This window comes from Mycoplasma sp. 13536, assembly GCF_055523495.1.
The window spans coordinates 277,929-291,358 of record NZ_JBVFVC010000001.1 but is presented as its reverse complement, the minus strand read 5'-3'; the positions used below and the strand labels follow the sequence as shown (position 1 = coordinate 291,358).

Sequence of the window (13,430 nt, the reverse complement as noted above, 5' to 3'; positions counted from 1 at the left end):
TGTTGCTGTAACACACGTGGTAAGAAATGCAAATAAATAAGAAATTATTGGCTAGTTTAATAACTTTTTTTAGTCCTTTCGTAATTGTTTCGTGTTCCCCTCATTATATAAATTTTGAACCTTTAAAAGATGATACTTCCAAAAAACAACAACAAGATAAAAAACAAGAACTTACAAAACTTAATGAAAGTGATAACCATATTACTAGTAGTAATACAAAACGAAAAATACCTCAACGTAAAACTGCCGGAGAATTACTTAATTTAATACTTCCTCATTATCAGAAATTTACAACCATAAAAACATTTATACCTGATGAATGATTAAAACCTAATAATGGGTATGTTAAATATAAAAGAGTGCAAAAAAATTCAGATGGGTCGGCAGTCCCGTTTAATGAATTTTTCTTTTCAGATGACTTACCGACTATTGATGGTCATTTTATAAAAATATCTAATATAAGCGAATTTAATGAAATAATTATTAATAGATTTAAAGAATTGCATAATTTTGATGATTTTAATCAAGACTCTCAAATAACAAAGTTATTTGAGAAATTATATTTAAATAAACAAGATCTAAATGAAGTTTTGAAAACCAGTGATATTTTTATTACAAAATATAATGAATATAAAACTCATGGCTGAAGCGGCATTTACATAATTCCATTTTATGAGAATAATAAAGTAACTTTAAATATAATAGATAGCCTACAACATGACTATCCTGCCTGAATATTAGATTCACATGCATGAGAAGTATTTATAATTCCTAAAAATGTTGAGCTTGTATTAAAAAAATATTTCCAAAGTGATGTAGGGGGTAAAGCTGAAGAAAATTTTGGGGTTATGCTAAATGATTGATACAGTAATGATTTTATCAAGCATTACCCAGAGGCGTAAAAAATAAGTAAGAAGTAATATGCAAAAATGCATATTACTTTTTTCATATCTTTTTTTATTCAATTATATTTCATTTGATTTTATTTTCAGGGTTTTTGTTGTTTCATTGTATGAGTAATCTTTTAATATCTCAACTATCTTATGGTGATCACCTTGGGTAGGCATGAATGGACTGTTTATAATTATTTAATAAATCATTAAAATTTTTAAGTATTAATTCTTCATTTGGGAACAAGTGAATTTAAGTCCTAATACAACTAAACAAGTTTATAGAATCTTTGTTTTCTTTAAAAATATATGTAGCGTTTTTAACATTATCCGATAAATATATTAAAGGAACAGATTCAATATTTTTATTTAGTTTAATATGCTTATTACTATATTTATGTGGTTCATAATAATTATATTTGCTTTGGTTATTGAATAATCTTTCTAGATCTTTTGCGAATAAGGGTAGGTAAACCTGTTTCTTAGTCAAAGCGTTTTAGTTTCAGTTCATTAGGACATACCCCATCTTATTATCTTTTGTAATTAATTATATTCCACTTTATATCATGTATATAACGATATAGGGATTATTAATGATGTAGATCCTAAAAACATTTGTGGGGGACTAAAGCCGGACAGAAAAGTTAACATTTAAATGTTAGCTTTTCTGTTACCATTCGTTGGTACCAACGAAGAATTTTTTTGAAAGGATAAATTATGTCAAGACATTTAAAGAAAGAAGAATTTGCAAAAATACATGAAGAATATCAAAAATCAGGTTTCCCAGGTGCTTTCCAAGCTATTTATCAAATATCACCAGAAACAAAAAACTTACAAAGAAATAGTGTAAAAGTGAGAATTAATAAAATAATTAAGTATTATAATTTAGGTATGGAAGACTTATTGCAGACAAAGAAAGGTGAAACCGTAAAAAAGGAAGCGGCAAACCTAAGACGAAAAGAGAACCAAATTGAGATATTTTTGATCGTGATGATTTGTTACAAATAGCTAAAAGATATTATGAAATTACCAACGAACTACCTAAAAGTAAGAAAGTTATTGAATCTAAAAGTTTTAGTATAAGTTATGTTAAGCTTGCAGAAGTTTTTGGCATTTCTAGACAAACAATTTCTAAAACTCAAAATATTAAAATTGTACAAAAACTCCCAAAATATAGTGATGTAATCGAAAAATCGTTCGCAGAAACAAAGTCAAGATATGGAAGGTTAAAACTAAGTGTTTACATATCTAAAAAATACAAAATAGATATAAACGAACGTTCATTAGGGAGATATATGAACCTTTTAGGCCAAAATGTAAGCTTAGACAAAAATCAAAACGAAAAGAAATTAAAAATGTATCTTCACAAATTGATAACTTCGTAAATCGTGATTATAACGATCAAAACAATCGAAATATTTATGCAACTGATGTTTCATATATAAAAGCACCAAAAGACGTGTTAGAATCACACGTTTATTTGTCTGCAATTTTGTCTCATAAAACTAAACAAATTGTTGGTTTTAAATTATCAAGAAGTAATAATCTAGAACTAGTTTTAGACAATTTAAATTCATTAAAACAATACAAACCCAAAAATTTTATCATTCACTCAGATCATGGATTTCAATATACACATCATCAATATATTAAAGAAGTTCAAAATATTGGTGGCGTTATTTCGTTATCAAGAGTGGGAAACTCACTTGATAATCGAGAAATTGAATATTGGTTTGGAATCATTAAAACTGAATTATTAAATGATTTAGATTATTCAAAAATAACATTTAATGAGCTTAATGATATGATACAAGAATATGTAATTTGGTACAACAATGACCGAATTCAATCAAACTTAAACTGAAAAACTCCACAGCAATTTGCTATGGAATTATAAATAACTAAAATGTTAAATTTTGCTGTCCATGTTTAGACTTTATTATTTTTCTTGTTTTTGAAGCCATAGTTTAATTTTATTCCTATGTATAAACTTGATTCTTCAACATTTTATTTATAGTGTTGAAGAATATTAATTTATTAATAAATTGTAGATATGCAAATATATCATAGTTTAGGTTTGTTATAATGTTTCTCAAAGACACTTATATAAAACTAAAAAAATAGCGAGAAACTATATATAGATTGTTGCTATTTTTCTTCTTTAAAATTCAATAACCTATCTCTATAATATTCATATTGTTTATGTCTAAGATTTATTTCAGCTGGTAAGCCTTTAGTTAAATCATTTGTTAAGTCGGAGAAATTATCTAGGATTTCAACTATTTTGTTTTGGAGTTGAAGGGGAGGGATAGGAATAATAAGATTATTGACAACTTCCATCGATAAGGATGGAATAGTTGTTCCATATTTTGCTTCCATTAACTTATCTTGATTATTCTTAATTACATAATATAAATATTTATAATTAAGAATATCACTACATTCTTGGATTACATATAAATGTGCACCTGCTCAAAACTTTGAGTTTTGTCATTGGACAAAGCCAGCTGATCCACCTTGAGCTATAGTGATTTTATTTTCATTAAAATTATATTCATGTCAATAACCAGTAGGATTTACACCGCCATTTATAACTGGATATCCACTTGTAACTAATTTGTCCTTGTTAAGTTGCTTACCTTTAACACACTTAGCCACATCACTAAGTTTTTGATACTTAACCCCATACCCAAAACTAACTAGTTCAAACCCAAAGACATATTCAAAGAGTTTGGTTAATCCCTGATTATCTTCTCTCTCTCTCTCTCTCAATATCATTAATATTAAATGATAATAAGAGATCTCTGTAATATTCATATTGTTTTTGTCTTAAAGATATTTCAGAAGGTAAGCCAATTTTGAGATCATGACAAATTTGCTCAAAGTTGTCTAATACTTCTGCAATGCGGTTTTGGACTGGAAGAGGTGGAAGGGGAATTTGAATGCTGGCCATGACATTTGTCATGAGCTTTGCATTTGCGTTCACTCCTTTTCTAACGTATTTCTTTGTAATTATTTGAAGTACATAAGCTATAAACTTTAGGTTATTGTTATGAGATAGTGGAGTTAGTAATCCACAAATATTTGTGATACTAAATTTACCAGTGCGATAAAATACAGTTCCAGCATACCCGTCAGTAGTCCAGGTAATATACTCTCCATCGTATTGGTACGTATTAATTTTACCAAGTTCACCGTTATTTTCGGTTTGCGATGAATACACTGGATACTCTCCTGGGTTATCTCTAATATAAGCTTTAGAGATAACGATTCCTCTACTTAGTTTAAATAATTGATCAATTCTTTTATACTCAATATTAACTTTTGAATCATCAAAAGTTAATAATTTATCCCTGTAATATTCATATTGTTGCTTACGGTATCTAAGTTCTGTGGTAAGTTCTGTGGTAAGTTCTGTGAAATTATCAAGAATTTTCACAATTTCATCCTGGAGCGCGCGGGGAGGGATTGGTATTTCAAAGTTTTGTAATATAGGTAATGTTATATTAGGTATTACTGAATTAATTGTAAATTTATAAACATAATCTCTTAAATATGTTTTTAAATAATGCATTAAGAATAAAGGATTAATATCTTTAAATCCTTGTAAAACATATGTTCGTTGATTAGCATTAAACTTACCTTTATAGTAATGCACATGAGCAAGCTGGCTGCCACTACCAGCAATTATTATTGCTTCGTCATCAAAGGCAAATTTGTCTATTTTATATGGAGTAATATTACATGTATAAAATGGATATAATCCATCTTCAACTTTTTCTTTTGTGTCTAATTTACCTGTTGTTATTGAACACAACTCTTTTAGAAGTCTATTTTCAACACCACCTGGACATAATTCTTTAATTAACTTTTCAATTTTATTCATAATGATTCCTTTAATATATAATAAATTAATTTTAACATAAATTAAATCGCGATATATGGTTAACTATAATATTTAATACCAAAAATAAGATTTATATAATTTTTGGTATTAAATATACGATATGTTTTATAATAATTTATATATAAAATTTTGGAGGAATAACAAAATGTCAAAAAAGAAAAAAAACTCATGATTTAAAAATAATAAAAAATCAATGTGGATTATAAATGGTTCAACAGCGATAGTCGGAGCAATCGGGGCAGCTGGATATTTTTTATACAACGAATTTATCAATAAAGATAATAAAAAACCTGAACAACCACAAAAACCACCAAGTGGTTCACAGGAAAACCCAGGCTCAGGATCAAGCAATTCAAACTCTACTACAAATGTAAATACACTAAATGATGAATTAAAATTAACTTCTTGAAATATAGCTAATTTTGGGAAATCATCAAATAAATTAGGATTTAGAGTTCAAGCAGTTGCAGAGTTAATTGCAAAAGAAAAAGTGGATTTTCTATCAGTACAAGAAGTTGGTTATGAAGATTGAGTTGCAGTTGAAAGAGTTATTGAAGTTCTAAAGGAAAAATATAATAAAACCTTATCTTTAGCTAAAAGTCCATTAGGCCTTTATTCAACAGAAAGGCCTAATTCAAAAGAATCTTATGCTATTTTATATAATCCAGATTTATATGAACCTTTAGACACTAAAGGTCATAATGCATTTTATGGTAAGGATGTTAAATATACTAGGCCATTATGATATTCGTATTGGAAGATAAAAAATATAGATACAAGGTTTTGAATTATTAATGGTCATTTAGATGCTCCTGGTAAATCTACTGCTAAAGGAGTTGAAGAAGAACTATCGCCGACAATTAAAGGAGTTAAATGATCAGGACAAGGTTCGCAAGAAGTAAATGAATTTTTAGACATTCATAATGCCTTTGAAAGTCTAAAAAACTTTTATTCAAGCAAACAATTAGAAGATCTAGTTATCTTTAATGGTGATACTAATATTAAAAAAGAAAATACTGTAAATAGTAATAATTATTACGTTAATTTAGGCTATAAAACTGGTTATAGTGATAATTCTCGCCCATTTGAATGACAAAATAGTTCAATGAGTGAAAAAGCGTATGCTAACCCATATGATAAGTTTATCGCATATGATCCTAAGAATGAATTTAAACAAGCTAGTGAACAAGATTTTAAATTTGACTTACTTAAAGCTTTCCAGAATCATTTAGATCGCCAAAAGTATCTTGAACTTTATAAAACAGATAAGAATTTAAGCACCACTCAAGGTATAACAGACGGTCAAATGTCATTCCGGATTTCAGATCATACATTTGTACATAGTTATATTAAGTTGAAAAAATCCGAACAGAGTTAATAATTTATAAAAAAAGCTCGAAAGGTTAAAACCGGACAGAAATCTTAACTTTTCTGTCGGGTTTTAATTCAACATAAACTGGGAAATTTTTTTTGGACGGTTTTAATTCAACAAAATGTTGTTTTAAATAATTTGCTTCATTAATAAACATGGACAGCAAAATTTAACATTTTAGTTATTTATAATTCCATAGCAAATTGCTGTGGAGTTTTTCAGTTTAAGTTTGATTGAATTCGGTCATTGTTGTACCAAATTACATATTCTCGTATCATATCATTAAGTTCATTAAATGTTATTTTTGAATAATCTAAATCATTTAATAATTCAGTTTTAATGATTCCAAACCAATATTCAATTTCTCGATTATCAAGAGAATTTCCCACTCTTGATAACGAAATAATCCCACCAAGATTTTTAACTTCTTTAATATATTGATGATGTGTATATTGAAAGCCATGATCTGAGTGAATGATAAAGTTTTTGTATTTGTATTGCTTTAATGAATTTAAATTGTCTAAAACTAGTTCTAGATTATTACTTTTTGATAATTTAAAACCAACAATTTGTTTAGTTTTATGAGACAAAATTGCAGACAAATAAACGTGTGATTCTAACACATCTTTTGGCGCTTTTATATATGAAACATCAGTTGCATAAATATTTCGATTGTTTTGATCATTATAATCACGATTTACGAAGTTATCAATCTGAGTAGATAGATTTTTAATTTCTTTTCGTTTTGATTTTTGTCTAAGCTTACATTTTAGGCCTAAAAGGTTCATATATCTCCCTAATGAACGTTCGTTTATATCTATTTTGTATTTTTTAGATATGTAAACACTTAGTTTTAACCTTCCATATCTTGACTTTGTTTCTGCGAACGATTTTTCGATTACATCACTATATTTAGGGAGTTTTTGTGCAATTTTAATATTTTGAGTTTTAGAAATTGTTTGTCTAGAAATGCCAAAAACTTCTGCAAGCTTAACATAACTTATACTAAAACTTTTAGATTCAATAACTTTCTTACTTTTAGGTAATTCGTTGGTAATTTCATAATATCTTTTAGCTATTTGTAACAAATCATCACGATCAAAAATATCTCAATTTGGTTCTCTTTTCGTCTTAGGTTTGCCGCTTCCTTTTTTACGGCTTTCACCTTTCTTTGTCTGCAATAAGTCTTCCATACCTAAATTATAATACTTAATTATTTTATTAATTCTAACTTTTACACTATTTCTTTGTAAGTTTTTTGTTTCTGGTGATATTTGGTAAATAGCTTGGAAAGCACCTGGGAAACCTGATTTTTGATATTCTTCATATATTTTTGCAAATTCTTCTTTCTTTAAATGTCTTGACATAATTTATCCTTTCAAAAAAATTCTTCGTTGGTACCAACGAATGGTAACAGAAAAGCTAACATTTACATGTTAACTTTTCTGTCCGGCTTTATAATTTGAAAATCTTTTTAATTGCTCATTTAAATCTCTCAGTGTTGCAGTATTTTTACTTCTATTTTCTTAATTATGTTTATAACATTTTATACTACTCTATCCATTGCTATTATCTAGCAATCTTAAACTATATTATAAATATATAAATAGCGGTATTTTATATATTAAAGTATATAATTTAATAAGTAAAATATGGAGGAAGTTTGGACACACCAATTTTAAAAATTAAAGGACCATACGAACGAGATAGCAGTGATAAAAGTAATAGCTTCTTTAAATTAGTATTTAATGAATATTCAGATACAATCATTATCAGTGTAACAACTGTAATAATTATATTAGTAATTAGTCTTATTTTAATTAAATATTATTCTATTAAAAAAAGTAAATTACCATTTGCACATATTTTTAATATTTTGAACAAAAACACTATGCAATTTTTTGTTCAAAAAAGAATTAAACTTAATGAAAACTATTTTGATAATCTTGAGTTAGTACTAATTAAGTATAATAAATTTATTAATGAAGTTTATTTAGAAAAAAAAGAAAAAGTTGCTTTTGTAAGTGTTTTAATTATATTATGCATAGTAATTTTAACTGCTTTTAGTGCACTTTTTTTCACAGAAATATCTACTCAGTTTTATATAGTAAGGTTAATTTCATATTTACCATTGTTGGCATTTTGATAATAAATGCTTTTATTCAACTTAAAATGAGTGATAATAAGTTTTTTATTGAATCTAATTATTATAAGGAACTGATAACCTTGTGGAAAGAAGTTAATGATAGATTGCCTGGAGATAGAGAATTTGGCTTAATTTATAACCATTGCACAAATGACTTTAAAGATAAAAGTATAAAGCTAGTAATGAACCAAGGCAACAAGAAATTAAAACTAAGGTTTAATACTAATTATCAAGCCTGTGATAAAAGCATCTTCAAAACAAAGGAAGATTGAAATTACTTTTTAAATATTCTTCCTTGGAATTTAATTAATGATAGAAAGGAATGAAATTATGAAATTTAAAAATGCTTTTATTTCTAATTTAGATGTAGTTCAATTAGCTAATGTAGCATCTATTTCTCATTCTAATATTATGCCAAATAAAGAGCATTTTAATGATTTAGATCTAAATAAAGACCCAAAACAAATAAAGATATTCAAAGATATCATGAGAATAATTTTTGAAACTACACAAAGCCAAAATAATGTAAAAAATCTATTATCGACAAAAATTGATGAAAAAACAAATAATTTAAAATTAAACTTTATAACTAAGTTATTGATAATATTGCTGCAAAAAACCCTGATTTAAATTTGAAATCTTTTTTTAGCGATACTGATTTACTTAATAAATATAATTCAAAACTTTTAAAATATACTAAAAGTAGTATTATAAAGAATACTATCAAGAAACCTAAAGAAAATAAAACTCCAAAACAACTTTTAACTTCTTATAATACATATATAAATGAAGACCCAGGCACTTCAAAAGTTCTTAATCAATTATTTGAACAATTTCAAAAAACAAATCAAGAATCAAGTAAATTATATGGCGAACTTTTAGAAGCTGAAGAAATTGCAAGCAAATACCAAATTGCAATAGTATCTTTAAATGCAGCATCTGTGTTTTTTGACATTATTGGATTTGTCCATAAAGGAATAGGTTTATTATCCATTCCAACAGGAATAGTATCTAATATACTTAGCCATATAAAAGATGGGTTTAATACAAAAATTGAATTACTCAGAAAGTCTTTAAATTTAGCTGTGCATTTATATCAAACCAACCCAAATGGAAGTAATATTGACAAAATTAAAATAATTATAGATTTGATAAATACTTTTATACCGGAAATTAAGACAAACTCAATGTTTTGAAATAAAGCACTTGCCTCAGTAAGCGAAAAATGAAGTATATTTGGTTTTTTCTATGATTTACATAGTCTAATTGAATCAGGGGTTCAATTAGATAAAGAACTAAAATCCTTAGTACGAACTAGAGAATTAGTTACAAATCTTAAAAATATTTATGAACAAAACAAAAATAGATGAACTGAGTTTCAAAAACTAAATAAGATAGTTGTTATTTCTGAAACTAGGCAGACTGGTCCATATAGTAATGGTGGTACTGGTGCACCAACATATTCTTTAAACGTTTAATTGATGGTAAAATCTTTAGCAGGAAAGAAATGTTAGAAATGAGCAAGTTTGAACTTGCTAGTTATAATCTCATTAAAGTTAAAAGAACAGTAACAAAAAATAATAAAACATATACATACGAATATCTAAGATCTAAAAATAGTAATAAAACACTCGAGGATAATTTAGGGTAAAATAATGATTTTTAATTTAATTTATATTACATCTGGTTTATTACTTAGTATTTGAATTATACTAATGGTATTTACTTATCTTTATGAGAAAATAAAAACTAAAAACTTTATTTTTAGTGCATATTTATACTATGTTCAAAAATCGAAAATTAATTTCTTTTTAGAATGGCATTCACTAAAAGTTCACGACTGATACTTTGATGCCTTGGAAAGAATTTTCAAATCTTATAATTTTGAATATAAGAAAATTATAAGATCAACATTATATTTAAAAATATGTTGCCTTATTTTAGGTGCTATGCTCTTAATTATAGCTAGAACCTTTATTAAAGCGTCAGTTTTAGATCAAAGACCACACAAAACTATTTTTCTTATATTATCCATTTCAGCAGTAGTATTTGTTAAATTTTTTTATGTTCTTAAAACTATTATACAAAAGAGTAAATATGATACTATTGCTGGTTTAAACATTGATAAAATTAATCAATGAAGAGAATTAAATAGCAAACTTGATGACCAATATTTAATTACTATCAACCAAACTAAACAACTTTATCGTAATTTAAATATTAAAAGAAATAAAATATTTATAACTGAAATAAAAAAACCTTGATACTTTTTTAAAGTTAATTTTAATTATTCAAATGTAGCACAAGATTTTTTTTCAACTAAAGAAGAATTTATATATTTTATGATGCTCTTGCCTTATGATTTTATAAAAGTCAATTTCAAAAATATTAATTTTAAAGAGTTAATAAATATTTAATAATTTAGTTCTGCACTTAAGAAAAAGTTAACATAAAAATGTTAACTTTTTCTTTTGACTTTATTTTCAGACTTATTGCTTAAATTTATTTAAAATTATAAATAATTTTTTGCAAATTTTGTCGTATACCACTGTGATACTTTATCCTTAAAGTTAGCAGCAGACTCTTCAATACGTCTTTCGATGACATTATATTCTGCTGTATGGTTTTTCTTAATTAAGAATACTTCTCAAATATGAGATGGCTCGGGATCATAAGTTAAGGGCACAAATCACACTGGTTCAGGTTTTTTATATGAATATATTGTATTAATTGTTACTTGACCATTTTCATAAATTGGAATTATAAATCCACCGTCGGGAGTCTTAACATTATCTGATCGCCTTTTTATAAAAATGTCATTAGTTTTCGAAACTTTATATGCATCTTGGTTATTTAAATATAATTCTTCAAATAGTTTTTTAATCTTATTACTATCACTATATTCTTCAGATTTATTAAGTTCTTTAAACCTTTCTATAATATAAGTATCAAAATCATCTTTAGTAGTTATTCGAATAAAATCTGATGCATGTCATTTTTCTTGCTCAATATCATCTAAATAAGGTTGATAAACACTGAAAAAGGTTATATTAAATGTGTCGATACCTTTTTGTTTGTATTGCTCTTTAATTGTTTCTTGGTCTTCTTCTAACCATTCCTTAGGTGCAAAAACTCCTGATTTTGTAAATGGTTCATATATTTGATAAATAACTTCGTACATTTCTTTAACTTGATTTTCGTAATATTCGTCTGGCTTATCTAGAACAATTTGTGGCGGAATAGGTTCGTTTCTAACAGGTTGGCTATCATTGCATGAAAATATAGTTATAGGCAATACTAAAGAAATAAGACTAATTAGCAATTTTCTAATTGTTTTAATCATTTTTAATCACGTGAGTAATTGCTATTAAATCATATACAGAATTACTAAAGTCATATTTCTCATACTTTTTAATGCGATATCTATATGTCCCTGAAGAAGTTGCTTTATATTCTAATAACTCATCATTGCTTACTGCAGACTGAATAATCTTTACAACAACTCATTTTCCACTTGATTCCTTTTTTTCTAAATATAAGTCATAATCAGAAAATCAATTATTGTTTTGGCGTTTTATTGCCTCAGATTGAGTCAAACGAATCTCAGATTTATGAGTTAAGTCTCACATTTTACCCTCGGCAATAGTTTTTTGTTTTTCTAGTTCTTGGCTTCTTTTACGTGATGGAGAAAAGAAATTTAAAAATGAATTTCACCAACTTGTATTTTCTTTATACTTTGGCCTAACTTCATATTGATTTAAAAGACCAGCATTAAACATTCAAGAACTAGATATTTTTATCGTTTGATTCTTTTTTAAATTTATTTCTTTACTTGAAAATACAAAAACACTATCATTAGTAGGATGAATTTTTAATGTTGAATAATTATTTGCAGCTTCTAACATTGTATTAAAGTCCGGCGTTCCAGCTCCAAATTTTTGTTCATAACCACTTGACTTGTAGGTTAAATTATCGTGCTTTGGACTAACTGCAGAAGCTGATAGAATAGACTTAACAACTGGAATCCTAAATTCACTGTTTTTAATATCTGATTTATATTTGAATAAATTTGAAATTAAACCAGTTACAACTGGTGCAGCATAACTAGTTCCATGTGAATAATTATTATTGTTATAAACTGGATCATAAAAATAAGCAGGTGCTACAACTAAAGGCTTTGAAATATTTTTAAATTCAGGCAATAATCTATAATTAGAGTAATCAGCAACTATATTTTTTCTTAGGTCTCTTTCAGAAGCAGAATCGTCCAGTGCCCCTACAACAACTGAATTAAATGATAATTTATTCTCACTAATTAAGTGGCCATCATGAGTCCCATCATTCCCAGCTGCAATTACATTTATTACTCCATATTTTCTAGATATATAGTCTAAGAAATATGTATTTTCATTATATCCATTAAAGTAATCTTCCACTTTCACTTGCTTGCCTTTTTCGTCTTCGTAGAACATTGCAAGTCCATAACTATGATTTATTAGTCTAATTCCATCTTCTTTCACCATTTTTTCAATGGTAGACATTCAATAGCTATCATTGCCGGTGACTGTATATAAATATACTTTAGAAGACCTGTCAATTCCGTATTGTCCGGCTGCAATCATAGATACCATGGTTGAATGAGTTTTCCACCTAGGCCTTGGTTCTCTATCTAATTCATTTATTTCAATTCCACTTTTAAAATATTGTTGATATTTAGTATGGAAAGGATAGGCTCAAGATTCCACTATACCTATTTTATTAATATTGGAATTATTTAAATGATTAGTAGCATTAACAATATTTGCGTTTTTGTTAACAATTTGTTTATATTTTTCAAAATTATAATCATACTGTGAACTAGAGGGATTGTAGCTATAGCCCATTTTCTCAAAATCTTGCATGACACGCACTTTGCTATTTAGATCTTTATTCTCAAAAACAATTAATTTATAAATTTCAGTTCAGTCTTTTATGTTATTAACAAAATTTTCTCTATCATTTTCATTTTTAAAATAAAACCATACAATAGGCATTGTTGTAAGTTTTTTAAAAGATTGATATTTTAAATCCTTTAAACTGGGAAATTTTTTTCGGACGGTTTTACCTTCCCCAACC

General features: G+C 26.7%; 17 protein-coding genes. 11 read left to right on the top strand and 6 right to left on the bottom strand.

Annotation, left to right across the window (positions count from 1 at the left end; genetic code table 4):
• Positions 1 to 26: 26 nt before the first annotated feature.
• Positions 27 to 902 carry a hypothetical protein gene (locus AC0B4N_RS01185; protein ID WP_465102088.1) on the top strand — a complete coding sequence of 292 codons (876 nt, stop codon included), beginning with the start codon at positions 27 to 29 and terminating at the stop codon, positions 900 to 902.
• Positions 903 to 1,143: 241 nt separating this feature from the next.
• Here AC0B4N_RS01185 and AC0B4N_RS01180 read toward each other — a convergent pair whose 3' ends face one another.
• The gene (locus AC0B4N_RS01180; RefSeq protein WP_465102087.1) at positions 1,144 to 1,380 is read right to left on the bottom strand and encodes a hypothetical protein; all 237 of its coding nucleotides are present in this window, start codon (positions 1,378 to 1,380) and stop codon (positions 1,144 to 1,146) included.
• 227 nt (positions 1,381 to 1,607) lie between these two features.
• On the opposite strand from AC0B4N_RS01180, the gene AC0B4N_RS01175 reads away from it, so the two are divergent.
• The 3 genes from AC0B4N_RS01175 (at position 1,608) to AC0B4N_RS01165 (ending at position 2,787) form a co-directional block, all read left to right on the top strand.
• On the top strand, positions 1,608 to 1,898 hold the full coding sequence (locus AC0B4N_RS01175) for a hypothetical protein (protein WP_465102086.1): 291 nt from the start codon (positions 1,608 to 1,610) through the stop codon (positions 1,896 to 1,898).
• On the top strand, positions 1,886 to 2,275 hold the full coding sequence (locus tag AC0B4N_RS01170) for a hypothetical protein (protein ID WP_465102085.1): 390 nt from the start codon (positions 1,886 to 1,888) through the stop codon (positions 2,273 to 2,275). The genes AC0B4N_RS01175 and AC0B4N_RS01170 overlap by 13 nt, the downstream gene beginning before the upstream one ends.
• A gap of 74 nt (positions 2,276 to 2,349) precedes the next feature.
• Positions 2,350 to 2,787 carry a transposase gene (locus AC0B4N_RS01165; RefSeq protein WP_465102084.1) on the top strand — a complete coding sequence of 146 codons (438 nt, stop codon included), beginning with the start codon at positions 2,350 to 2,352 and terminating at the stop codon, positions 2,785 to 2,787.
• 251 nt (positions 2,788 to 3,038) lie between these two features.
• On the opposite strand, the gene AC0B4N_RS01160 is transcribed toward AC0B4N_RS01165, so the two are convergent.
• Both AC0B4N_RS01160 and AC0B4N_RS01155 read right to left on the bottom strand, forming a co-directional pair.
• Positions 3,039 to 3,668 (bottom strand): restriction endonuclease subunit S, encoded by a 630-nt coding sequence (locus AC0B4N_RS01160; RefSeq protein ID WP_465102083.1) that lies wholly within the window; start codon positions 3,666 to 3,668, stop codon positions 3,039 to 3,041.
• Positions 3,637 to 4,776, bottom strand: coding sequence for a restriction endonuclease subunit S (locus AC0B4N_RS01155; protein WP_465102082.1), 1,140 nt, complete (start codon positions 4,774 to 4,776; stop codon positions 3,637 to 3,639). Before AC0B4N_RS01155 ends, AC0B4N_RS01160 begins: the two co-directional genes overlap by 32 nt.
• Before the next feature lie 166 nt (positions 4,777 to 4,942).
• On the opposite strand from AC0B4N_RS01155, the gene AC0B4N_RS01150 reads away from it, so the two are divergent.
• On the top strand, positions 4,943 to 6,175 hold the full coding sequence (locus tag AC0B4N_RS01150; protein ID WP_465102081.1) for an MnuA family membrane nuclease: 1,233 nt from the start codon (positions 4,943 to 4,945) through the stop codon (positions 6,173 to 6,175).
• 179 nt (positions 6,176 to 6,354) lie between these two features.
• Here the strand turns inward: AC0B4N_RS01150 and AC0B4N_RS01145 are convergent, their stop codons facing one another.
• On the bottom strand, positions 6,355 to 7,536 hold the full coding sequence (locus AC0B4N_RS01145; protein WP_465102080.1) for an IS3 family transposase: 1,182 nt from the start codon (positions 7,534 to 7,536) through the stop codon (positions 6,355 to 6,357).
• 296 nt (positions 7,537 to 7,832) lie between these two features.
• Here AC0B4N_RS01145 and AC0B4N_RS01140 point away from each other — a divergent pair, with 296 nt between their 5' ends.
• The 6 genes from AC0B4N_RS01140 to AC0B4N_RS01115 are packed head-to-tail and all read left to right on the top strand — an operon-like array spanning position 7,833 to position 10,732.
• Entirely contained in the window at positions 7,833 to 8,318 is a 486-nt protein-coding gene (locus tag AC0B4N_RS01140) for a hypothetical protein (protein ID WP_465102079.1), read from the top strand.
• 23 nt (positions 8,319 to 8,341) lie between these two features.
• A complete protein-coding gene (locus AC0B4N_RS01135; protein WP_465102078.1) occupies positions 8,342 to 8,656 on the top strand; it encodes a hypothetical protein in 315 nt (104 codons plus the stop codon).
• Positions 8,646 to 8,945, top strand: coding sequence for a hypothetical protein (locus AC0B4N_RS01130; protein WP_465102077.1), 300 nt, complete (start codon positions 8,646 to 8,648; stop codon positions 8,943 to 8,945). The genes AC0B4N_RS01135 and AC0B4N_RS01130 overlap by 11 nt, the downstream gene beginning before the upstream one ends.
• Before the next feature lie 2 nt (positions 8,946 to 8,947).
• Positions 8,948 to 9,793 (top strand): hypothetical protein, encoded by an 846-nt coding sequence (locus tag AC0B4N_RS01125; protein WP_465102076.1) that lies wholly within the window; start codon positions 8,948 to 8,950, stop codon positions 9,791 to 9,793.
• 38 nt (positions 9,794 to 9,831) lie between these two features.
• Entirely contained in the window at positions 9,832 to 9,966 is a 135-nt protein-coding gene (locus AC0B4N_RS01120; protein WP_465102075.1) for a hypothetical protein, read from the top strand.
• A gap of 4 nt (positions 9,967 to 9,970) precedes the next feature.
• Entirely contained in the window at positions 9,971 to 10,732 is a 762-nt protein-coding gene (locus tag AC0B4N_RS01115) for a hypothetical protein (RefSeq protein WP_465102074.1), read from the top strand.
• Positions 10,733 to 10,827: 95 nt separating this feature from the next.
• Here AC0B4N_RS01115 and AC0B4N_RS01110 read toward each other — a convergent pair whose 3' ends face one another.
• Both AC0B4N_RS01110 and AC0B4N_RS01105 read right to left on the bottom strand, forming a co-directional pair.
• Positions 10,828 to 11,658 carry a hypothetical protein gene (locus AC0B4N_RS01110; RefSeq protein ID WP_465102073.1) on the bottom strand — a complete coding sequence of 277 codons (831 nt, stop codon included), beginning with the start codon at positions 11,656 to 11,658 and terminating at the stop codon, positions 10,828 to 10,830.
• Positions 11,651 to 13,348, bottom strand: a complete 1,698-nt coding sequence (locus AC0B4N_RS01105) for a S8 family serine peptidase (protein ID WP_465102072.1) — start codon at positions 13,346 to 13,348, stop codon at positions 11,651 to 11,653. Before AC0B4N_RS01105 ends, AC0B4N_RS01110 begins: the two co-directional genes overlap by 8 nt.
• Positions 13,349 to 13,430 lie beyond the last annotated feature (82 nt).